At 72.8% G+C, this 20,493-nt stretch carries 18 protein-coding genes and 1 pseudogene; 10 read left to right on the top strand and 9 right to left on the bottom strand.

Features of this window, described 5'->3' with window-relative positions; genetic code table 11:
• Window positions 1-96 precede the first annotated feature (96 nt).
• Window positions 97-978: a D-alanyl-D-alanine carboxypeptidase family protein gene (locus ACIBI9_RS21480; protein WP_397223918.1), complete on the top strand. Its 882-nt coding sequence runs from the start codon at window positions 97-99 to the stop codon at window positions 976-978.
• A 58-nt stretch (window positions 979-1,036) separates the two neighbouring features.
• The gene (locus ACIBI9_RS21475; RefSeq protein ID WP_397223917.1) at window positions 1,037-2,107 is read left to right on the top strand and encodes a WD40/YVTN/BNR-like repeat-containing protein; all 1,071 of its coding nucleotides are present in this window, start codon (window positions 1,037-1,039) and stop codon (window positions 2,105-2,107) included.
• A gap of 14 nt (window positions 2,108-2,121) precedes the next feature.
• On the opposite strand, the gene ACIBI9_RS21470 is transcribed toward ACIBI9_RS21475, so the two are convergent.
• Window positions 2,122-2,751 carry an alpha-ketoglutarate-dependent dioxygenase AlkB gene (locus tag ACIBI9_RS21470; RefSeq protein ID WP_397223916.1) on the bottom strand — a complete coding sequence of 210 codons (630 nt, stop codon included), beginning with the start codon at window positions 2,749-2,751 and terminating at the stop codon, window positions 2,122-2,124.
• Window positions 2,752-2,921: 170 nt separating this feature from the next.
• Between ACIBI9_RS21470 and ACIBI9_RS21465 the strand changes: the two genes are divergently transcribed.
• The gene (locus tag ACIBI9_RS21465) at window positions 2,922-3,689 is read left to right on the top strand and encodes a VOC family protein (RefSeq protein WP_397223915.1); all 768 of its coding nucleotides are present in this window, start codon (window positions 2,922-2,924) and stop codon (window positions 3,687-3,689) included.
• Between the two features lie 255 nt (window positions 3,690-3,944).
• Here ACIBI9_RS21465 and ACIBI9_RS21460 read toward each other — a convergent pair.
• A pseudogene (locus ACIBI9_RS21460) lies at window positions 3,945-5,206 on the bottom strand (RNA-guided endonuclease InsQ/TnpB family protein).
• 36 nt (window positions 5,207-5,242) lie between these two features.
• On the opposite strand from ACIBI9_RS21460, the gene ACIBI9_RS21455 reads away from it, so the two are divergent.
• Window positions 5,243-5,404, top strand: a complete 162-nt coding sequence (locus tag ACIBI9_RS21455; protein ID WP_397223914.1) for a type II toxin-antitoxin system prevent-host-death family antitoxin — start codon at window positions 5,243-5,245, stop codon at window positions 5,402-5,404.
• Here the strand turns inward: ACIBI9_RS21455 and ACIBI9_RS21450 are convergent.
• The 5 genes from ACIBI9_RS21450 to ACIBI9_RS21430 form a co-directional block, all read right to left on the bottom strand.
• Complete coding sequence (locus ACIBI9_RS21450) at window positions 5,386-5,976, bottom strand: ABATE domain-containing protein (RefSeq protein WP_397223913.1); 591 nt, start codon at window positions 5,974-5,976, stop codon at window positions 5,386-5,388. The two genes, ACIBI9_RS21455 and ACIBI9_RS21450, sit on opposite strands and share 19 nt — an antisense overlap.
• A 65-nt stretch (window positions 5,977-6,041) precedes the next feature.
• Complete coding sequence (locus tag ACIBI9_RS21445; protein ID WP_397223912.1) at window positions 6,042-7,010, bottom strand: hypothetical protein; 969 nt, start codon at window positions 7,008-7,010, stop codon at window positions 6,042-6,044.
• Between the two features lie 5 nt (window positions 7,011-7,015).
• A complete protein-coding gene (locus tag ACIBI9_RS21440) occupies window positions 7,016-8,017 on the bottom strand; it encodes a hypothetical protein (RefSeq protein ID WP_397223911.1) in 1,002 nt (333 codons plus the stop codon).
• A gap of 78 nt (window positions 8,018-8,095) precedes the next feature.
• Window positions 8,096-8,470, bottom strand: a complete 375-nt coding sequence (locus ACIBI9_RS21435; RefSeq protein ID WP_397223910.1) for a DUF2203 domain-containing protein — start codon at window positions 8,468-8,470, stop codon at window positions 8,096-8,098.
• 10 nt (window positions 8,471-8,480) lie between these two features.
• Window positions 8,481-9,155, bottom strand: a complete 675-nt coding sequence (locus tag ACIBI9_RS21430; protein ID WP_397223909.1) for a GntR family transcriptional regulator — start codon at window positions 9,153-9,155, stop codon at window positions 8,481-8,483.
• 93 nt (window positions 9,156-9,248) lie between these two features.
• On the opposite strand from ACIBI9_RS21430, the gene ACIBI9_RS21425 reads away from it, so the two are divergent.
• The 6 genes from ACIBI9_RS21425 (at window position 9,249) to ACIBI9_RS21400 (ending at window position 13,936) form a co-directional block, all read left to right on the top strand.
• Window positions 9,249-10,577, top strand: a complete 1,329-nt coding sequence (locus ACIBI9_RS21425; protein WP_397223908.1) for an MFS transporter — start codon at window positions 9,249-9,251, stop codon at window positions 10,575-10,577.
• A 66-nt stretch (window positions 10,578-10,643) separates the two neighbouring features.
• Window positions 10,644-11,576, top strand: coding sequence for an SPFH domain-containing protein (locus tag ACIBI9_RS21420; protein WP_397223907.1), 933 nt, complete (start codon window positions 10,644-10,646; stop codon window positions 11,574-11,576).
• A gap of 163 nt (window positions 11,577-11,739) precedes the next feature.
• Window positions 11,740-12,447 carry a sirohydrochlorin chelatase gene (locus tag ACIBI9_RS21415; RefSeq protein WP_397223906.1) on the top strand — a complete coding sequence of 236 codons (708 nt, stop codon included), beginning with the start codon at window positions 11,740-11,742 and terminating at the stop codon, window positions 12,445-12,447.
• Window positions 12,448-12,490: 43 nt separating this feature from the next.
• Complete coding sequence (locus tag ACIBI9_RS21410) at window positions 12,491-13,039, top strand: GNAT family N-acetyltransferase (protein ID WP_397223905.1); 549 nt, start codon at window positions 12,491-12,493, stop codon at window positions 13,037-13,039.
• 78 nt (window positions 13,040-13,117) lie between these two features.
• Entirely contained in the window at window positions 13,118-13,573 is a 456-nt protein-coding gene (locus ACIBI9_RS21405; protein WP_397223904.1) for a hypothetical protein, read from the top strand.
• Between the two features lie 96 nt (window positions 13,574-13,669).
• On the top strand, window positions 13,670-13,936 hold the full coding sequence (locus ACIBI9_RS21400; protein WP_397223903.1) for a hypothetical protein: 267 nt from the start codon (window positions 13,670-13,672) through the stop codon (window positions 13,934-13,936).
• Window positions 13,937-13,942: 6 nt separating this feature from the next.
• On the opposite strand, the gene ACIBI9_RS21395 is transcribed toward ACIBI9_RS21400, so the two are convergent.
• Together ACIBI9_RS21395 and ACIBI9_RS21390 are read right to left on the bottom strand one after the other, a co-directional pair.
• Window positions 13,943-14,488, bottom strand: a complete 546-nt coding sequence (locus ACIBI9_RS21395) for a TetR/AcrR family transcriptional regulator (RefSeq protein ID WP_397223902.1) — start codon at window positions 14,486-14,488, stop codon at window positions 13,943-13,945.
• A gap of 71 nt (window positions 14,489-14,559) precedes the next feature.
• A complete protein-coding gene (locus tag ACIBI9_RS21390) occupies window positions 14,560-20,451 on the bottom strand; it encodes a CHAT domain-containing protein (protein ID WP_397223901.1) in 5,892 nt (1,963 codons plus the stop codon).
• Window positions 20,452-20,493 lie beyond the last annotated feature (42 nt).

The raw sequence follows: 20,493 nt of genomic DNA, 5'->3' as shown, positions 1-20,493 counted from the left end.
CGATTCCTCCGGCGTAGCCGAGCTTTCCGCGCCCTTTGTCACGAAATTTCGGTTATTTCGGCAAAAGCAGCTCAAAGAGCGCGGCAATCTGGAGCGATGCGTATCCGGAAAGCTCACCTGACCGCTGCGGCAGGTGCCCTTGCCCTGGTCACGGGGCTCACCGCGCCCGCAGCCGCCGCCACTCCCGCCGCCGCCCCCGTTCACGCCGTCCAGCAGGACGCGCCCACGGTGTACGGCAGCGCCGCCTACCTGATGGACGCCTCCTCCGGCAAGATCCTCTTCAGCAAGAACGCCGACGACCGCCTCCCGATCGCCAGCGTCACCAAGATGATGACCGCGTACGTCGTCCTGAAGACCGCCAAGCCCACGGACGTGGTGCAGATCAAGCGGGAGGACGTCCAGTACGCGGAGGACGGCGGCGGCACCACCGCCGACCTGCGGCCCGGCGACCGCCTCACCGTCGGCGAGCTCCTGTACGGCCTCATGCTCCCCTCCGGCGCGGACGCCGCCCACGCGCTCGCCCGCACGTACGGCCCCGGCGTCGGCGGCTTCGTCGCCAAGATGAACGCGACGGCGCGCGAGCTGGGCATGAACGACACCGAGTACGTCAACGCCGACGGCCTGCCCAAGCGGGGCGGGGACGGCTACTCCACCGCCCGCGACCAGAGCGTGCTGGCGGTCAAGGCGGTGCAGGTCCCGCTGATCAAGGAGGTGGCCGGGACCCGGTACCACTCGCTGGACGCCACCTCCGAGCACCGCTCGTACAGCTGGCGCAACACCAACAAGCTGCTCGGGACGCCGGGCGCGATCGGGCTGAAGACCGGGTTCACGCGGGCGGCCGGGTTCACGCTGGCGTTCGCGGGCGAGAAGCGCGGCCACACGCTGGTGGGCGTGCTGCTCGGCGAGTCGGTCTCCAGCCGCCGCTTCGACACGGCGGAGGCCCTGCTGTCCTGGGGCGCGGCCCGCGAGTCCGCCTGACCCCTGAGCCGGGCGGACACCATGGACGGTGTTGATCCTTTGGGCTAGTTTGCCCGACATGAAGCTTCGAATCGCGTTGAGTGCGCTGTCAGCGGCCGCCGCCGTACTCGCCGCCCCGGTAGTCCGCGCTGGCCCCGCCCACGCCGGCACCCCCAAGCTCGGCTGGGAGCTCAAGGAGACCGGGGTGACCGCGCGCCTGCGCGGCCTGTCGCCCGTCAGCCGGGACGTGGTGTGGGCCTCGGGCTCGGGCGGCACCGTGCTGAGGACCGTCGACGGCGGGCGGAGCTGGCAGAACGTCTCCCCGCCCGACACCTCCGCGCTCCAGTTCCGCGACATCGAGGCGTTCGACGAGCGCAGGGCCGTGGCGCTGTCGATCGGCGAGGGCACGGACTCGCGCGTCTACCGGACGGAGGACGGCGGGCGCACGTGGACGGAGACGTTCAGGAACGACGAGCCCCGGGCGTTCTACGACTGCCTGGCCTTCTTCGACCGGCGACACGGGCTGGCCATGAGCGACCCGGTGGACGGCCGGTTCCGGATCCTGGCCACGGACGACGGCGGGCGGAGCTGGCGGGTGCTGCCGGCCGACGGGATGCCCGAGGCGCTGCCGGGCGAGGCGGGGTTCGCGGCGAGCGGCCAGTGCCTGGTCACCGCGGGCGGCCGGGACGCCTGGCTGGCCACCGGCGGGGCGGAGCGGTCACGGGTGTTCCACTCGGGCGACCGCGGGCGTACGTGGACGGTCTCCGACACCCCGATCCCCGCGGGCGACCCGGCACGCGGCGTCTTCGGCCTGGCCTTCCGCGACCGCCACCACGGCCTCGCGGTCGGCGGCGACTACCGCCCCGACCAGCCCTCCCCCAGCGCCGCCGCCCTCACCCGGGACGGCGCCACCACCTGGCAACCCGCCACCGCCCCGCCGCCCGCCTACCGCTCCGGCGTGACGTGGCTCCCCCACCTGCCGTTCGCCGCCATCGCGGTGGGGCCTTCGGGCAGCGACGTGACGTGGTCGGGCGGGCGCGCCTGGGAAACCTTCGACAACGGATCGTTCGACACGGTCTCCTGCACGCGCGACCTCTCCTGCTGGGCCTCCGGCGAACAGGGCCGCCTCGCCCACCTGACCCTCCGCTGACCGCGTAGGGGGTGTCAGCGGACGCCGCGGGGGCGGAACTGGATGCTGATGCGCGGCCCCGCCGGGCGGGAGGTCTTCGGGATCGCGTGCTCCCACGTGCGCTGGCAACTCCCGCCCATCACGATCAGATCCCCGTGCCCCAGATCCCGCCGGATGGACGGCCCGCCGCCACGGGGCCGGAGCAGGAGCGGGCGGGGGTCGCCGACCGAGACGATCGCCACCATGGTGTCCTCGGTGCTCCCCCGCCCGATCGTGTCGCCGTGCCAGGCCACGCTGTCACGGCCGTCGCGGTAGAAGCAGAGCCCCGCCGTACGGAACGGCTCCCCCAGCTCATCCCCGTAATGATCGTCGAGTGCCCGGCGGCAGTCCTCGAGCACCGGATCCGGCAGGGTCTCGTCCTCGTCGTAGAACTTCAGCAGCCGCGGCACGTCCACCACCCGGTCGTACATGCGCCGCCGCTCCGCCCGCCACGGCACCGTCTCGACCAGCCGCTCGAACAGCGTGTCGGCCCCCGTGAGCCAGCCCGGCCGCAGGTCGATCCAGGCGCCGTGGTCGAGGTGTGTCCTGCGGACCGTGGCGCCGAGCGGCCCGACTCCGAGCTCCTCGTCGAGGCCGAGCAGAGACGCTTGGAACGAGGCTGTCATAGGGCCAAGTGTATGCCTTTGTTCAAACATGCATTCGACTGGGGTGTCGGCTCGCCTTTGCCGGTCGGTCGTGCGAGGCTGGCAATCGCCGGATACGAGTGGCATCGCCCTCAGCCCGCACCGCGAGGTGAAGAGGCCACCCATCGCTTCGTCACACGAAGGAGCAGGCCATGCTCACCACCGACTACCTACCGGGCGCTCCCTGCTGGATCGAGGTCAACACTCCCGACGCGGAGGCGGCGAACACCTTCTACACGGGGCTGTTCGGCTGGGAGTCCGTCACGCTGGGCCCCGAGTACATGCAGTATCGCTTCTGCCAGGTCGACGGCAAGACGGTCGCCGGGATCAGCCAGGTGACGCAGGACGGCTGGAGCCCGGCGTGGCTGACGTACTTCCAGGTGCCCGACGTCGACGTGATCGCCAAGACGATCGAGCAGGCGGGCGGCACGGTGCTCTTCCCCCCGAGCGACGTCGAGGGCCAGGGCCGCATGGCGGTCTTCGCCGACCCGGCGGGGGCCGCGTTCGCGGTGTGGCAGCCGGGCCGGACGAAGGGGCTCGGCATGGTCACCGAAGCGGGCTCTCTCGGCTGGGTCGAGCTCCACACCCCCGACCCCGCCGCCATCCGGGCCTTCTACCAGTCGGTGTTCGGCTGGCGCATCGAGGACCTGCCGATGGGTGACATGTCCTACCCCGTCATCTCGCCCGCCGACGGCGGTGAGGCTTCGGCGATGGCCGGGATCATCCAGCTCCAGCCCGGCGACAGCCCGCACTGGCTGCCGTACTTCGAGGTGCCCGACTGCGACGCCACGGCGGCCATGGCGCAACAGCTCGGCGGCACGATGCGGGCTCCCGCCATGGACGTGGAGGGAGTGGGCCGCATGGCCTTCCTCGCCGACCCCTACGGCGCCCGCTTCGCGGTCATCACCAGCTCGACCTGACCCGCCACAGGCCCGGCCTGCGCTGGCGGCGTATTCGGCGAGTTCGGCCCTGCTGGCGGGCGCGGTGCTCCAGGCCGCCGCCGTGGCCGTGTTCACAGCCGGGCGCCGCGATAGAGCCGAAACTTCGCGCTCAGCCCGTGGCGGGCGACGAGGTGCGTGAGCGGTGGGCGGCGGCGCGTTCGCGGGCGCAGCGGGTGCTGCATTGACGCGCTCCCCGGGCTGAAGCTCGGGGATTCGGCCTGTGCTGCCGCGTACTCACGCGGCAGCACTTCCGTGGCTTCCTGCTTCGCCGACCGTGCCCTTCCGCCGGCGCGTGCGCGCGGGCGGCTTGGTCTTACCGGCCTCCACAGGCGTTTTACGTCTCCGCTTCCCGCCCATTCCAGGCATGGGTTTCCGTCCAGCGGCGACGATTCGATGTCCTTCGTTGCGGACGTTGATCGCGGCGTTGATGTCGCGGTCGTGGACCGCCCCGCACGGGCAGGCCCATTCCCGCACCCGCAGTGGCATGCTGTCAGCGACCGTCCCGCAGGTCGAGCACAGTTTTGACGACGGGAAGAACCGGTCGACGCGTGCGAACGTCCTGCCATACAGCTTGGCCTTGTACTCCAGCATGCCGGTGAACGCCGACCACCCGGCGTCGTGCACGCTCTTGGCCTGCCGACTCCGCGCCAACCCATTCACCGCCAGGTCCTCCACGTACACCGCTTGGTTCTCGCGGATGATCTCGTGGAGAGCTGGTGGCAGAACTCGCGGCGCGCGTCGGCGACCCTGGCGTGCGCTCGGGCGACCTTGAGGCGAGCCTTGGCCCGGTTCACCGAGCCCTTCTCCTTCCTCGTCAGCACCTTGTTCAGGCGCTTGAGCTTCTTCTCCGCCCGGCGCAGAAACCTAGGCGAGTCGACCTTGCGGCCATCAGATAGCACGGCGAAGTGACCGAGCCCCAGATCGATCCCCACCTCGCCACCGGTCTCGGGCAGCGGCTCAGGCTTGACCGCGACCACGAACGAGGCGAAGTACCGGCCCGCCGCGTCCTTGATCACCGTGACCGAGGAGGGTTCGGCGGGCAGGTCCCGCGACCAGCGCACCGCGACATCCCCGATTTTGGGCAGACGCAGCCTCCCGTCCGCCGTGATGGCGAAGCGGGCGTTCTTGGTGAACCGGATCGCCTGCTTGTTGTCCTTGCGGGACCGGAAACGCGGCGGCCCCAGCTTCGGCCCCTTGCGCCTGCCTGCGATCGAGTCGAAGAAGTTGCGGAACGCGGCGTTGCAGTCGGCCAGGGCCTGCTGCAGCGCCACCGCCGACACCTCGGCAAGCCAGGCCCGCTCGGGGGTCTTCTTCGCCACCGTGATCACCCGGACGGACAGTTCGGCGTCGGTGACGAACGGTTCGCCGTTCTCGTGAGCCTGGTTGCGGATCGCGAGGGCGTCGTTGAACACCACCCGGGCGCACCCGAACGTCTTGGCCAGCCCGATCTGCTGACCCAGGCTCGGGTCGATCCGGTAGGAGTAACGAAGCTGCACGGTACACAGTGCACCATTGGATCTATGGCTACTCGCATGGGAATTCGAGAAATCCGCGAACACATCGGCGAACGCGTCAACGCCGCCCGCTACCTGAACGAACCCACCATCGTGGAACGCAACGGCACCCCATACGCGGTCCTAGTCCCCTACCAATGGTGGGCCGAACACCAGGACCATCACGACACCACCCAGTGACGCCGGTTCGCCCTGGCGCCGAACCGGCTGTTCCTGCCCAGCTCCGCGGGACGATCCGCTTCACCTCCGTCTTGAAGGCCGGAGCACTGCGGACGACTCTGGTAGCGTCGCGGGCTGCCGTCCCCGAAGTCCAGGTACGGCCGCCCGCAGCCCCGCGCGGCGCACAGCCCGCCGGGAATGCGCTGGTGGTCGGCCAGCAGCACCGCCAGCGCCATCGCCGACGACGCCAGGAACCACTCCCCCCACGGCGCGTCGTCCCCGCTGTCGACGTGCACGTGCCAGCTCGTCGTGCCCCCGTGGCTGGTGAGTCTGGGCGCTCGGGCCGATCCGGCGAGCAGCCGGTTGAGCAGGTCGGCCGCCTCGCCGGCGGTGGCCGCGCCCAGGACCTCGCGCAACCGCGCCGCCGCCGCCCGCATCGCCGTCACGTCGGCCTCGCCGAGGTCGAGGTCCCCGATCTCCCCGTGGTCGCGCAGGACCCGCGACACCGACTCGACGGACGGCCGTTCGTGCAGCAGTGCCACGCACAGGTCGACGGCCCTGGCGGCCATCGCCTTGGTCGAGTGAACCTCCACCTCGAGAAGGTTATGCCAGTGCGGGCCCGGGGAATCCCCGCCGCCTCCCCGGGCCCCGCGCCGCCTCAGCCGCCGCACGCCGCGAAGACGAACATGCCCTTCAGCATCCGGTACTGGTCCCGGACCTTGACCGCGCCCGTCTCGGTGTCGATCTGGACGATGGTCATCCTGTTGCCGCTCTCCAGGTACCGGACCAGGTGGACGGTCACCTGGGTGTCCCCGGTCCAGTCGACCATGTCGATGTCCCCGGCCGGCAGCTTGATCTTCTTGCGGCCGACGACCTGGTCGCTCTGCATGTCGTACAGGACGAGCTGCGGCTTGCCGCCCGCCACGAGGGCCGCGACCGTGCGGCCGTCTGCCGACAGCGCCTGCGGCGAGTTCGACGACACGACCTGCGGCGGCGTGCCGCGTACGAGCTGCTCGCCCGTGTCGCTGTAGACGGCCAGGTCGGTGACGCCCTCGTCGCCGTCGGCGCTGGTGAGCACCTCGCCCCCGTCGCCGCTGAAGCCCAGCACGATCATGTCACCCGGCACGGAGCCGAGCCGGGCGCCGGTGGCGGTGTCGAACACGCGCGTGCTCCGGACCTTCTCGCCGGAGATGACGGCGGCCAGCCGGGCGCCGTCGTCGGACAGGCGCAGGGTGACGTTGCTCTGGTCCACCCGGGGCAGCGCGTCCTTGCCGAACAGCTTGACGCCGCCCCCGAGCGTGCGCACGGCCAGCTTGCCGGTCTTGGTGATGTACGCGACCCGCTGGCCGTTGCCGCTGACCGCGATGGGCGCCGAGGCGTACACGAGCTTCTTGCCCTTCACGTCGAGCGCGACCGTCTGGGCGTCGTGCAGCATGCTCTGGCTGCCGTCGTGCATGACGAGCCGCCAGTCGCCGCACGGCTTGGCGTCCCCGTCCTTGCCGCAGCTCTTGATGGCGGCGTACCGGACGCTGTCGTGCCCGTGGTGTGCGTCCGGCTCCGCGTACGCGACGCCCCCCGGCACCGCGACCACGGCGGCCGCGAGGACCGCGAAGATCTTGGCTTTCATGTCGTTCACTCCCCCGCCTTCACATAGGCGTACCTGGTCTTGCTGATCGTGTATCGGCCGGTCTGCTTGACCGCCCCGGATTCGGGATCGACGGTGAGCTCCCGTACCACCGCCGTCTCCCCGATGTCACCGCTCTCCACCGTGGCGTGGAGCAGGCCGTCCGGGCCCCACCACGCGAGGTCCGGCGGCACGCCGGGCGTGAGCGGCAGATCCGCGCCGCCGGACAGCTGCCCGGTCTCCACGTCGTAGGTGCGCACCCTCGGCGGCTTCTTCGTGTCGGCGTTGCCCGCGGTGAACACCGCCACCGTCCGGCCGTCGGGGGCCAGGGCGAGCGTGGGGGCGTTCGCGACGAGCTGGGGCGGCGTCGCCCTGATCGAACCGCCGCCGAGCCGGTGCGCGGTCAGGCGGAGCGTGTTGTCGCTCAGGTAGCGCTTGGTCAGCACCTCGTCGCCGTCGCCGCTGAACCCGGCCAGGTCCTCCCCGCGGGGCAGCGTCGTGATCCTGCCGGTCGCGACCGTGATCACCTTGGCGGGCAGGCGGACGGACTCGTCACCGTAGTCGATCACGACCGTGTCGCCCTTGGGAGACAGGTAGACGCCGACGTCGGAGGTGCCCACGCCCTTGGGCACCGCCGCCTTGGGGAGCGTCCTGGCCGGGCCGCCCGCGACCGGCTGGACGACCAGGCGGTGGTCGCCCTTGCGCTCGTACGCCATCACGCGGCCGTCGGCGCTGATGGCGAACGTGTTGGTGTCGTGGATCTCGTTGCCCTTGGCGTCGGTCTGCGAAATGGCCGCGCCGGGCACGGCGACCTTCCTGCCGTCCCGCATGATCAGCTGCCAGTGACCGCAGGGGTAGTCGACGTCGTCCTTCTTGTGGGTGCAGGTCTTGACCCAGGCGGCGCGGGCCACCGGGGACGCTGACTGGGCGTGGGCGGCGCCGGGCGCGAGCCCCAACCCGCCGATGACCGCCGACGCCAGCAGGGCCGCGGTCGCTGAGGGGTGCCTCATCGGTGTGATCCTTTCGCTCACACCGTTAGACACCCACTTGACGTGCCCGGTTGGTCACAGATCGGCCACGGCTGCCGCTCACGCCCTCCCGGGGTCCAGGGGGCGGCGGCCCGCGAAGCCGAGCTCCGTACGGTGATACCAGGCGAGCTCCCGCTCGCCCTCGATCCAGCACAGCCGCACCGACACCCCGTCGATCACGGCGGGGAAGTCGACCAGCACCGGCGCGATGCCCTTGACCTCGATGCCCCGCTCATTCCACCCGCTGAGGATCTCCTCGATGCGGGCCTGCAGCCCCTTGATCTCGGCGAGGCCGCCGAGCGGGGAGCTCCCCGAGCTCCGCCGGTCGAAGTCGATCTCGGCCAGGTCCGCGCGGGCGGCGATCACCTCGCGGGCGTCACGCATGACGCCGGGAAGCAGCTCGCGGGCCTCGTCAACGGTGAAGATCCGGTCCATGCCACAGACGTTACGGCGTGTACGCCTCGATGAGCAGCCGTTCGGCGTGGTCGAGATAGTCGTCGAGGTACGCGGCGGCCTTCTCGGAGTGCCCCGACTCGAGGAGCCCGAGCAGGGTCCGGTTGCGGTCGACGAAGGGCTCGTGGAAGGCCCGCGGGTTCTCCATCACGTGGAAGACCAGCCGCAGCTCGGCCAGGAGCTGGCGCATGGCCTCGTCGATCCTGGGGCTCTCGTTCAGCGAGACGAGCGCCTGGTGGAAGCGGATGTTGGCGGTGCCGACGCCCTGCCAGTCGTCCTGCTCGGCGGCGCGCTCGGCGTCGAGCACGGCCTCCTTGATCACGGCCAGCGCCTCGGGGGCCGGGCCGCGCCGTACGGCCGCCCCTTCTAGCACGCGGCGGACGCGATAGAGGTCGGCGACGTCCTCGGCGGACGGGAGCCGGACGAACACGCCCCTGTTGAGCTGGTGGTCGAGCAGCCGCTCGTGGCCGAGCAGCCGGAACGCCTCGCGCAGCGTGTTGCGCGACACGCCGAGCCCCTCCGAGATCGACTCCTCCGACAGCCGCTGCCCCGGGCGGAAGAAGCCCTCGCTGATGCGGTCGCGCAGGATGTCGGCCACCCGCTCCGCGGTGCTGCTGCGGCCCAGCCGGGGGCGGTCCTGAGCGAGATCGGCAACCACGTTATCCACATTTGACAGCGAATCATGGAGCAAACCTCTTGTCGAATTGTTCAACGATTCTTATGTTGAAGAGGACCCCCTAGACGAACAAGGAGCGATCGAATGACAGGCTCCGCGCAACAGACCCGGCGGGTGATCCTCGCCAGCCTGATCGGAACGTCGCTGGAGTGGTACGACTTCTTCCTCTACACCACGGCCGCGACCCTGGTCTTCCCCAAGCTGTTCTTCCCCGCTCTCGACCCGTTCAACGCGACGCTGGCGTCGCTGACCACCAACGCCGTGGCGTTCGTCGCCCGGCCGCTCGGCGGCATCGTGTTCGGCCACTTCGGCGACCGGGCGGGGCGCAAGACCGTGCTGGTGGTGACGCTCCTGGTGATGGGCGTCTCGACGTTCCTCATCGGCGTGCTGCCCGGCTACGCGAGCGCCGGCGTGCTCGCGCCGATCCTGCTGGCGGCGCTCCGGTTCGTGCAGGGCCTGGGGCTCGGCGGCGAGTGGGGCGGCGCGGTGATCATGTCGCTGGAGCACGGTGACGGGCGGCGGCGCGGCTTCAACGCGAGCTGGCCGCAGGTCGGCGTGCCCGCCGGATACGTGCTGGCCACCGGGCTGCTCACGCTCCTGTCGTTCACGCTGTCGGACGCGGCGTTCCTGTCGTGGGGCTGGCGGGTGCCGTTCCTGCTGTCGGGCGTGCTGGTGTTCGTGGGCCTGTGGGTGCGGCTGCGGGTCAGCGAGTCGCCGCTGTTCGCCCAGGTCGAGCAGCAGGGCGCCAAGGCCGAGATGCCGCTGCTGGAGGTGCTGCGCACGCACCCGCGGGCCCTGCTGTCCGCCTTCACCGCGCGGATCGGGGTGGACGTGGCCTTCTACACCTTCACCGCGTACATCATCGTCTACCTCACCACGGTGCTGAAGCTGCCGCGTTCGTACGCGCTCAACGCGGTGCTGATCGGCTCGGCGCTGCAGCTCGTGCTGATCCCGCTGGCCGGCGCGCTGTCCGACCGGTTCGGGCGGCGGCCGGTCTACTTCGCGGGCGTGGTGGGCGCGGCGGTGTGGGTGTTCGCGTTCTTCCCGTTGCTCGACACCAAGTCGTTCCCGCTGATCGCGCTGGCCGCGGTGGTCGCGCTCGTCACCCATGCCGCCATGTACGGGCCGCAGGCGGCCTTCATCGCCGAGCTGTTCAGCACGAGGCTGCGCTACAGCGGCGCCTCCATGGGCTACCAGGTGGCCGGCATCGTCGGCGGCGCCCTGGCCCCGATCATCGCCCTCAGCCTGTTCGACACGTACAAGACCACGGTCGCGGTGTCGATCTACGTGGTGGCCGCCCTGGCGGTCACGGCCCTGGGCCTGGCCATCGCCCCGGAGACCCGCCACCTCGACCTGGCAGCGGGGCCCAAGGTCAAAGCCACCCTGCCCGGCCAGGTCGGACCGTTCGCCTGAGCCGGACCACGCCGCGAAGAGTCGCGGGCGGCGGCTGCCGACGCCGCCCGCGCGGAAGGGGTACTGATGAGAATCGCCCTGATCGTCGTCGCCGCGCTCATCGCCGTCCCCCTGCTCGTCGGGGGCCTGGGGGGCTTTGAGAGCACGAGCGGCGGCGAGGTGGCCGTCGTCCGCGACGGCGGCCCGCTCGACGACAACAAGGTACGCCAGGTGATCAACCCGGGCTCCGGCGTGACCTGGACCGGCATGTGGTCGTCCACTCACCTCTATCCGGCGCAGCAGCGCTTCTACACGATCACCGCCGACCCCAAGCGGGCCACGACGCTTGGCGTGGACGTGGTGACGGTGCCCAGCAGCGACGGTGTGAACCTGGGCATCGAAGGCACCCTCTACTTCACGCTCAACCTGGACCACGAGACGCTGAAGACGTTCGACGACAAGTACGGCACCCGTACCTTCCGTGCCCAGGACGACCGCTCGCTCTACGCATGGGACGGGGACGAGGGCTGGTCGGCGTTCTTCGGCCAGGCGGTCCGCCCCGTGATCGACAACGCGCTGCGCGGCCAGATCGGCGCCATGCGCTGCGCCGAGCTCGTGCCGTCCTGCTCGCTGCTGGAGAGCTCCACGCTCAAGCCGCAGGACAGCAACGCCAACATCGTCAAAGTGCAGAACGCGGTCAACGCCTCGCTGGCCCGCGACCTGCCGGCCACGCTCGGCGGCGACTTCCTCACCGGGCTGCGCTTCACGCTGGCCAAGGTGACGCTGCCGGGCGAGGTGCAGCAGGCCGTGGACCGCTCACTGGCCGCCTCGGCGGCCGTCTCCGAGGCCCAGGCGAAGGTGGCCCAGGCCAAGGCGGAGGCGGACGCGAACCGGGCCAGGCAGGACGGTTACGACAAATGCCCGGCGTGCGCGGAGATCGAGAAGCTCAAGTCGCTGCCGCAGGGCATCACGGTTTACGCCCCCGGGAATCCCCAGTCCGTCGTGGTTCCGTCGCGGTAGTCAAGGTGTGGTTGACTCGTTTTGCGCGCAGCGTCTGGGTTGTGACGGAATCGCCACCTATTCACAGAACAACCTCCACCTAATACGCATAAACTGCGCGGCTGTGAGCCTGCCTGTACGTGAACGTTCCCCCCGGCCGGGCGGCGGTCGCCACCGCCGTCCCGTGCCCACGTCCCTGCCGCCGGACGCCCCCATGCTCGTGCTCGCCACCCCCGGCGCCACGTCCGGCGTGGCCGAAGAGATCGCGGCCGTGGTACGTGTCGACCACCCGCAGATCGAGGTGCGGCTGACGAGCGTCACCGACCTGGCGGACTCCCTGCCCTCCGGCCGCGACGCCGTCATCGTGCCCCTGCTCACCTGGGACGATCCGGTCGTCCTGGCTGAGATCGGCAAGGCAGTCGCGGCGAGCGGCAGCGGCGCCGTCGTCACCGAGGCGCTCGGCCCGCACCCGCTGCTGGCCGAGGCCCTGCACATCAGGCTCGCCGAGCGCGGCCTGGCCAGGGCCGACCGCGTACGGCTGCTGAACGTCTCCAGCCCCGTGGACGGCGTCATCATGGCCACGGTGGGCGGGGAGCGCGCGGTGCACGCGGTGCAGGCCACGGCGGTGCTCCTGGCGTCCAGGCTCACGCTGCCGGTCGTCTCGGCCTCGCTCGACAGCGAGCCGGGCGTCGCGATGGCGGCCCAGCGGCTGCGCGCGGCGGGCGCCGAGCGCCTGGCCATCGCGCCCTGCATGATCGGCCACGAGGCCCCCACGGGGATCGTCGAGCAGGCCGCCTCCTCGATCAACGCCGGGCACGCGGAGCCGCTCGGCGCGCACAGCGCCGTAGCCGAACTTGTCGCGCGAGCTTACGGGAGTCAACTCGCCACTTGACAAGGGCTTGTAGAGATCACGGGACTCGCGTTACCGTCTGCAAATGCGGCGGGTGGTGTACGACGGCGAACGGCTCGGCCTCCGTGACGTCACGGAGGCCGACGTGGCCGCGCTGCACGCCGTCTACGGCGACACCGCGGCCACCCAGCACATGCCGTTCGCACCCCGCAGCCCGGCCGAGGTGGCGCGGCTCGTCGACCAGGCCCTGGAGGCGGCCGCGGCCGAGCCACGCCGGCTCTACGTGCTGGCCGTGATCGACACGGCCCGCCGCGACGTGATCGGGGTGGCCCGCCTGCACATCGAGGCCGACCACCCGCACAGCGCCGAGATCGGCTTCGGCCTCCACCCCGACCAGTGGGGGCGCGGGGTCGGCACGGACCTCGTGCGCTTGTTACTGTCGTTCGGGTTCAAGCAGCTCGGGCTGCACCGCGTCTGGGGCGCCCGCTCCCCGGCGAACTTACCCGCCCAGCTCGCGATGCTGACCGCCGGGATGGTGGAGGAAGGCCGGATCCGGCACCACGTGCACACGCCGAACGGGTGGCGCGACTCGATCGTGCACTCGGCGTTACAGGACGAGTGGACCGAACGCTAGAGCGCCACGGGGAGTGGCGTGAACCGGGATTGTCGGTGCCGGGTCCTACGATGAGCCTCCTCACGGAGGGATAGTCCAATGCTCGACGCGCTGATCGTGCCCCTGTTCGTCACCACGGACCTGCCGCCCGAGTCGGAGCTGGCCGAGTTCGGGGAGTTGCTCGCCGAGACGGCGCGCGTGCTCCGCCACGAGGGCGACGACTACGAGGCGTTCCTCGCGGGCAAGGTGTTCTGGCTGGACCGTCCCGTGCTGCCCGAGCAGCGCCCCGCCGCCGAGGTGGAGCTGCGCTTCGCGGGCATGCTAGGCTACCTCGCCGCCTCCGGCCCCGGCCACACGTCGCGTGACGTGGTCGGCGACGTGCGCCGGGCGATCGGCGAGGCCGTCACCGGCCGCTACGGCGACGTGGGGGTCGCCCCGGCCGTGTTCGCGATCCGCGACCACGACGTCCGCGAGCGCACCCCCGATTCCGCCCTCTACTTCGACACCCGCGACGCCACCCCCGATCTGGTGAGCGCGACCAGGACCTACCTCTAGCCAGGCGGGCGCGCCTCGTGCGATCGTGAACGGCGATCAGACCCACGGCCGCCGCCGCGCGACACGGTGGCGGGCTGACGACGAGGAGGTCCTCGCATGGCCGTGCTCGGCGCGATCTGCTTCGGGCTGGTGATCGGCTGGATCACGTACGGGACGCTGCGCCGCAGGCAGGGCGCGGCGGGCCTGACCGACCTCGCGGCGGTGCTGGCCCCGGTGCTGGCCGCGGTGGGCGGCGGGGCGGTGACCGCGCTGGTGGGAGCAGCCGAGGTGTTCGGAGCGTACGCGGTGGGCCTGGCCATCGGCTTCTTCGGCTACCTGGTCGCGGCCACGCTCATGCCGGACTCGAAGTGGCTGGGCGACTGAGCCCTCCTACGGGACCAGCAGGCAGTCGAGCACGAGACCGGCGATCCGCCCCGGCCGTCCGGGGTCGGCGCGCTGCCGCTCGGCGGTGATCGCCGCGAGGACGACGGCCCGCACGTCCTCGGCGTCCACGTCCGCCCGGACGGTGCCGGCCTCCTGGGCCCGCGCGAGCAGCTCGGCGCAGGCCCGGCGCAGGTCCAGCGCGAGTCGCCGGGTGAGCTCCGACAGATCGACCTCCGCCCTGGCGAGCGCGTCGGCGAGGTCCTGCTTGGCGCGGGCCTCGCCGACCAGGCCGAGCAGGAACGGGAAGAACGCCGACCCGCCCTGATCCGCCTGCACGGCCTGGCGGGCCTGCTCGGCGAGCCCGCTGAGGCGGTCGGCGAGCACCGCCTCGACCAGCGCCTCCTTGGCCGGGAAGTGGCGGTGGACGGTGCCGGGGCCGACCCCGGTCCGGCGCGCGATCTCGTCGAGCGACACGGCCAGGCCCTCGGCGGCGAAGGCCTCTCGGGCGGTCTGGAGGATCCGCTCCCTGTTGCGCCGCGCATCGGCACGCATCGGCCGCTGGCTGTCCATCTTCCCCCTCGCGTCTTGCTGCGTCCCACCGTACGGGCCGGCTCGCCGTCTCGTCAGGAGGGCAGGCCCACCAGGACGTACGGGGCCCACAGGTCGGGCTCGGCGGGTCCGTAGAGGTCGCGCAGCTCCAGCACGGCCTCCCGCAGCGCCCGTGCCGGGCCCAGGCCGGAGCGCAGCCCGGTGTGGACGTCACGCATCAGGGCCCTGGTGACCTCGTCGGAGACCGGCCAGAGCGGGAGGAGCACGGACCTGGCGCCCGCGTGGAGGAACGCGTGCGCCAGGCCGGCCACGTCGTCACCGCCGCCGGGCGTGGTGGCGCGTTCGTGGGAGCCGAGGACGACGAGCCGGGCGTTCACGGCCATGCTCATGAGCCGCCTGCCGGTCAGGAGGCCGTCGGCGAGCCTGACGCCCGAGCCGAACGGGTCGCCCGGGTCGAACACGGCCGTGCACGACAGCTGCACCACGTCCCAGTCGCCGGGGAGCCGGGTCGCGGTGGCCTCGGGGCCGGTGTGGGGCGGGGCGCCCAGCAGGGCACCGGCGTCCCGCGCCGCCGCTTCGAGCGCGCCCCGAACCTCGCCTTCGGGTTCGGGATCCGGGTTGTATCCGAGCACCAGCGATCGGGTGCCCGTCGCGGGGCCTCGGCGGGTGAGGCGGGTCAGGGCGGCGACGGAGGGGGCGTAGGTCACGGGGGCGCGTTCGAGGAGCGAGCGGCCGTTCGGGGCGAGCGCGTGGAGCGGGACCCGGTGCAGCTCGGCATGCGGGACCAGATAGAGGTGGTCCAGGTCGTCGCCGAGCGTGCTGAGGGCGTCCGACAGCAGGAGGTCGGCCAGGCGGCGCCAGACGGCGGCGCGGTGGCGGCGCGCCTCGATGTCCAGCAGCCCGGGACGGCGGCCGACCGTGGTGGCGGTGAAGTCGGCCAGCAGGTCGTGGCCGACGGTGGTGGGGAAGGCGCGCGGCTCGGCCCAGCCGGTGCGGTGGGCGAGCACCGTCACGCTCTCCTCACCGAGATGGAAGCCGACCACGGCGATCCCGCTGCCGGGTCGGCCTTCGGAGGTCACGAGGGCGTCGAGGCTGAGCTGGTCGAGCGGCGGGTCCCGGTGCAGGGCGACGTAGCCTGGGGCGAGGGGTTCCATCCGGCGCCACAGCGCCTCCACCTCGGCCTCGGCGGTGCGGGCGCGTCCGAGCAGCGTCGCCGCTTCCGCCGGGTCTCGGGTGTTCCGCGCGGCCGACCTGAGCGTCTGCACGGTGTCGAGCCCGCGCCGCTCCGCCTCCACGAGCTCGGCGGGCACGCCGTCCGGCACGGGCCAGCGCCGATGGCTGAGGTCAGCGGCGGTGGGCCGGTCCTCGGCCAGCCAAGGCCAGGACTCGTCATCACCCCCCACCGGCTCCGGCCAGTGGGGGTGGCCGAGGTGGGCGGTCAGGGTGGTGGACTTGGCGTGCTCCAGGTGCCGCCAGGCTGCCAGGCCGCGGCCCAGGCGTACCGCGAGCCGGATCGCGTGGTCGCGGTACGCCTGGCCCAGGTCGCAGGCCCGTTCGGCGTCGGCGAGCGCGCTCGGCAGGTCGCCCAGTCGCTCGGCGGCGACGGAGCGGTTGTGCAGGGCGATTCCCAGCTCCAGCTCGTGTCCGAGCTCCTCCAGCAGCCCGATCGCCTCCGACAGGTGCCGGTGGGCTCGGGCGTAGGAGGTGGTGGCCACGTACAGCGCGCCGAGCCGGCCGAGGGCGAGCGCCTCCCCCGGCCGATATCCGATCTCCTGGGCGAGGGCCGCGGCCTCCGCCAGGTCGACCTCGGCTCGGGAGGTGTCCTCGAGGCGCGCGAGCAGGATGAGCGCCAGGACCACGCCGCGGGTCCGGCCGCGGGCGTGTTCGAGGTCCAGGGCCCGCTCGGCGAAGAGTCTGGCCTGGTCCGCCGAGTCCCGCAGCGCGCAGACGAGGCTCAGGTCGGCGTAGCTGTCGGCGAGGTCCGTACGGGAACCCGTTTCCTCCACGATCGCGATGGACTGCCGGTAGAGGGCCTCGGCCTCCGCCAGCTCGCCCAGCTTGAGGTGGAGCCCTGCCCGTCCGGCCAGCAACGGGGCCCGCAGCGCGCGCCAGACCGGCGAGGACAGCAGCTCGAGCCCCTCGTCGAAGGCGTGCGCCGCCTCCGTCCAGCGGGCCTGGTCGGCGCGGACGCGACCGAGCAGGTCGAGCGCCTGGACGAGGTCCGCGGGGAGCGCGGCGTCCGAGTCGCGGGCCCGGGCGACCGCCTCGATGAGGTGGCCGGCGGCCTCGTCCAGGCGGCCCAGCTCCCGGGCCGCCGCGCCGAGGTTGCGCAGGTGGTCGATCATGAGGGCGTCGCTCAGCTCGTAGCCGCGGGCGGCGTACGCGCGGGCGGCCTCCAGGTCCCCCAGCGCCCGGCAGAACGCGGAGAGCTTGGCCAGCAGGAACGAGTGGTACTCGGAGGCGAGGGGGCGGCCGTTGACGGGGTTCGCGGCGAGCGTCTGCTCGGCGAGGGCGCGGGCGGTCTCCAGGTCACCCGCGGCCTCCGCCTCCTCGATGCGGAGCCAGGTCTCCAGCCGTTCGGCCCGGTCGCCGTCCGCCGCCCTGATCGCCTGGCCCAGGGTCGCGTGGCCGCGGGTCACGTCGCCGAGCGTGAGCTGGATGCGGGCCAGCCGCGACAGCAGCTCCGCGTCCAGGCCCCCGCCCATGACCGCGATGAGCTCGAAGGCGCCGCTGGACTGCGCCGAGCCGCCGGACGACGCCAGGTCAAGGGGTGGGGTGAGGGTGGAGAGGCCGGCTTCGAGGGCGGCTCGGGCGCGGCGGAACTCGCCGCGTTCCTCCAGCGCGAAGCCGAGCTTGATCGAGCTGAGCGCCGCCAGCCGGGGCTGGTCGCCGGCGTGGAATCCGGCCACCGCCAGCTCCAGCGCCTCCACCTGCGCGTCCAGGTCGCCGGTACGGGCCGCCAGCGCGGCCAGCCGGTCGCGGACGACGGCCTCCTTGAGCGGGTCACCGGCGGACAGCCCCAGGGCCGAGTTCAGCCGTTCCGCGGCCTCGTCCCACGAGCCGAGCCGCAGGTCCAGCGCGGCCCGCCCCAGCACGGCGATGAGCACGGCCCCCACGTCACCCTCGGCGGCGGCCAGCTCCAGCGCCCGCTCCAGGTCGGCCAGCGCGTCGTCGTGGCGGTCGAGGGCGGTCAGGCAGGAGGCGCGCATGGTCAGCGCGGACGACTCCTTGACGGGGGCACGCAACCTGGCGAACGCCTCCGCCGCCGCCCCGAACTCCTCCAGCGCCCGCCCGGCCTCCCCCTCCGCGTAGGAAAGCGCGCCCAGGTTGTAGCGCGCCGAGGCGGCCCCGTCGTAGTGGCCGAGCGACTCGTACTCGCGCTCGGCCAGCCCAAAGGCCATCCTGGCGCCGTCGGCGTCGCCGCGGCCGCGGCGGCGGCCCGCGATGCGGTACCACTCGTCGGCGGGCTCGCGCCGCTCGCCCCTGCGCCGCACGATCTCCACCAGCCGGGTCTCGCACGCGGCGGCCTGGCCGGGGTGGCCGCGCTCCACCAGCAGGACGGCGTGCGCGTCGAGCACCCGGCACGCGTCCTCCCACGCCCCGGCGGCCTCCAGCTCGATGGCGCAGGCGGCCATGCGTTCCGCGGCCGCGGTGAGGTCGTCCTGGTCGAGGGCCGCCCGGGCGGCGTGAACGAGCGCCATGGCGGCCGGCACGGTCTCGCCCAGCTCCCGGTGGAGCTCGCGGGCCCGGACCGCGCAGGCCACGGCGCCGCCCGGGTCGCCGGCGGCCAGGAACGCCTCGGCGGCGTGCCCCTGCTGGACCGCCTCCTCCGCCGCCAGCCCGGCGCTCTCGCACAGGGCGATGGCGCGGTGGTGGTGTTCGAGGGCGCGGACGGGGTCGCCGGCTCTGAGCAGCACGACGCCCATGCTGCCGAGCTGGAGCGCCTCGGCCCGGACCTCGCCCAGCGAGCCGTAGACGGCCGCCGACCGCGCGAACGACTCCAGCGCCGCGACCAGCTCGCCCAGCTCCTGGTACACCCGCCCCTGCTCAGACAGCGCGTACGCCGTCCGAGCCCCCTCATCGGAGCCGAACGCCTCCGCCGACCGCCCCAGCACGACGCAGGCCACCCGCAGCCGCCCGAGCGAGGCCAGCCGCAGCCCGGACTCCAGCAGGAACTCGCCGGGCGAGCCGGCCTGCCGCTCGGCGTAGCGCAGCAGCTCGACCGCCACGTCGTCGTCCCGCGTGACCATCGCCAGCTCGGTCGCGGCCCCCGCGAGCCGCTCGTCCGGCGGCGGTGTCCCGTCGAGTGCCGCGCCGAGCTGCGACAGCAGCTCCGGGTCCCCTTCCCCGGCGAGCTCGAGCACCTCCCCCAGGTCCCCCGGGTCGCCCCGCGCCGAGAAGCGCGCCAGCAGCGCCCCGCACAGCACCCGCCGCGCGGGCGCCGGGTCCTGGCCGGACTTCACGGCCAGCTCCAGTCCCTGGCGCGCGGACGCCACCGCCTCGTGCAGGTCCTCCACCCGTCCCGAGTGCGCGGCCCGCCATCGCAGCACCTCCGAGACGAGCCCGTACGCCTCCGCCCGCGGCGACAGCAGCTCACCTGCCGCCAGGGCCTCGCGTAAGGCGGCGATCGCCTCGTCGGCGTGCCTGGCGTCGAGATCGAGCTTGAGCGTCTGGCCGAGCAGCATCAGGACCCTGGGCCGGGCCGGATCCCGCTCCCCGTGGGCGGCGAGCGCGGCACGCGCGGCCGCGATCGGTTCCCCGGGGTCTCCGCCCGTCACGACGGCCCGTCTGAGCAGCGCGTTCGCCAGGTTGGCGAGCAGCCTGGCGCGGTCGGGGTGCCCGCGCGGAGCCTGGCCGGCCGCCTCGCGCATGACCTCGACGGCGGTCTCCAGGTCGTCGGAGTCGCCGGTGACTCCGTAGCGGTTCCAGCGGCGGTCTCCGAGCAGCCCGAGCCGCACGACGGGGTCGGTGCCGAGCCCGCGCGCCGTCTCGCCGGGCGTCATGTGCAGGGCCTCCAGCATCTCCGTCCCGGCCTCGAGCGAGCGCTCGTCCCCCGTGACGACGAACCACTCGACCAGCCCGGCCGCGTACGGCGCCAGCACGCCGGGATGGGCCCACTTCTCGTGCCAGAAGTCCAGCGCGCACTGCCCGACCCGGATGAACGCCAGCAGATCGCGGTCGGCGTACGAGCCGGTCGAGCGCGCCCAGGTGAGCTCGACCAGCGCCAGCAGCGCCTGCGACCGCTCCTGACCGGCGGGCGGCGCCTGCGCGGCCGTCACGTACGCCCCGGCCAGCTCCTCGTCGCCGAACGCCGCCAGCCCGAGCGCCGTGGCCAGCTCGTCCACGTGCGCCGGCTCGGCCAGCGCCGCCCTGAACAGCACGTGCACGGCGTCGTCGACGACCTCCAGCTCGCCCGTAGCCCCGAACAGCCGCACCAGCCCGTCGCCCAGCAGCGCCAGCGCGCCGGGCGCCCAGGCGGGGTCGGGCGAGCGCGCCGACTGCTGCAACAGCAGCTCGCCGAGCCGGTCGGCCACCTCCTGCGTGGGCTGCGCCATGGCCCGCCGCACGAGGGCGTGGATCAGCAGCTCCACGTGCGGGTACGCCGCCGGGTCCACATGCTGGAACACCTCTTCGACGAGCCCCGCCCACGTGCCGGCCGAGTCGCCGGGGGGCGCGTTCGCGCCGCGCAGCCGCTCCGGGAGCCGCCCGGGATCGACCACGGCCACGGCGGCGAAGAACGTGCCCGCCACCGCCGCGTCCTGCGTGAACCGCTGGTCCAGCCGGTAGCGGGCCAGGTGGAGCATGCCGATCAGGCGCCAGGTGACGGCGTCGGTCCGGTCGCCGGCGCACGCCCGCATCGCCTGCTCGGCCTCGACCAGCGCCGCGGGATCCCAGATCAGGTCGGGATCCGCGGCCTGCTCGAACCGCTCGATGCGGGCGGCCAGCGCCCGAGCCGGTTCGGTCATGGGCACAGGCTCTCACCGGCGTGCGCGCCCGTACAGAACCGT

This window comes from Nonomuraea sp. NPDC050451 (genome assembly GCF_044458585.1).
This window is presented reverse-complemented; position numbering and strand designations above follow the sequence as displayed.

Coding starts and splice junctions, on each gene's coding strand:
- ACIBI9_RS21480 (WP_397223918.1), top strand. CDS start 97: ATGCGTATCCGGAAAGCTCACCTGACCGCTGCGGCAGGTGCCCTTGCC.
- ACIBI9_RS21475 (WP_397223917.1), top strand. CDS start 1,037: ATGAAGCTTCGAATCGCGTTGAGTGCGCTGTCAGCGGCCGCCGCCGTA.
- ACIBI9_RS21470 (WP_397223916.1), bottom strand. CDS start 2,751: ATGACAGCCTCGTTCCAAGCGTCTCTGCTCGGCCTCGACGAGGAGCTC.
- ACIBI9_RS21465 (WP_397223915.1), top strand. CDS start 2,922: ATGCTCACCACCGACTACCTACCGGGCGCTCCCTGCTGGATCGAGGTC.
- ACIBI9_RS21455 (WP_397223914.1), top strand. CDS start 5,243: ATGGGAATTCGAGAAATCCGCGAACACATCGGCGAACGCGTCAACGCC.
- ACIBI9_RS21445 (WP_397223912.1), bottom strand. CDS start 7,010: ATGAAAGCCAAGATCTTCGCGGTCCTCGCGGCCGCCGTGGTCGCGGTG.
- ACIBI9_RS21440 (WP_397223911.1), bottom strand. CDS start 8,017: ATGAGGCACCCCTCAGCGACCGCGGCCCTGCTGGCGTCGGCGGTCATC.
- ACIBI9_RS21435 (WP_397223910.1), bottom strand. CDS start 8,470: ATGGACCGGATCTTCACCGTTGACGAGGCCCGCGAGCTGCTTCCCGGC.
- ACIBI9_RS21425 (WP_397223908.1), top strand. CDS start 9,249: ATGACAGGCTCCGCGCAACAGACCCGGCGGGTGATCCTCGCCAGCCTG.
- ACIBI9_RS21420 (WP_397223907.1), top strand. CDS start 10,644: ATGAGAATCGCCCTGATCGTCGTCGCCGCGCTCATCGCCGTCCCCCTG.
- ACIBI9_RS21410 (WP_397223905.1), top strand. CDS start 12,491: ATGCGGCGGGTGGTGTACGACGGCGAACGGCTCGGCCTCCGTGACGTC.
- ACIBI9_RS21405 (WP_397223904.1), top strand. CDS start 13,118: ATGCTCGACGCGCTGATCGTGCCCCTGTTCGTCACCACGGACCTGCCG.
- ACIBI9_RS21400 (WP_397223903.1), top strand. CDS start 13,670: ATGGCCGTGCTCGGCGCGATCTGCTTCGGGCTGGTGATCGGCTGGATC.
- ACIBI9_RS21395 (WP_397223902.1), bottom strand. CDS start 14,488: ATGCGTGCCGATGCGCGGCGCAACAGGGAGCGGATCCTCCAGACCGCC.
- ACIBI9_RS21390 (WP_397223901.1), bottom strand. CDS start 20,451: ATGACCGAACCGGCTCGGGCGCTGGCCGCCCGCATCGAGCGGTTCGAG.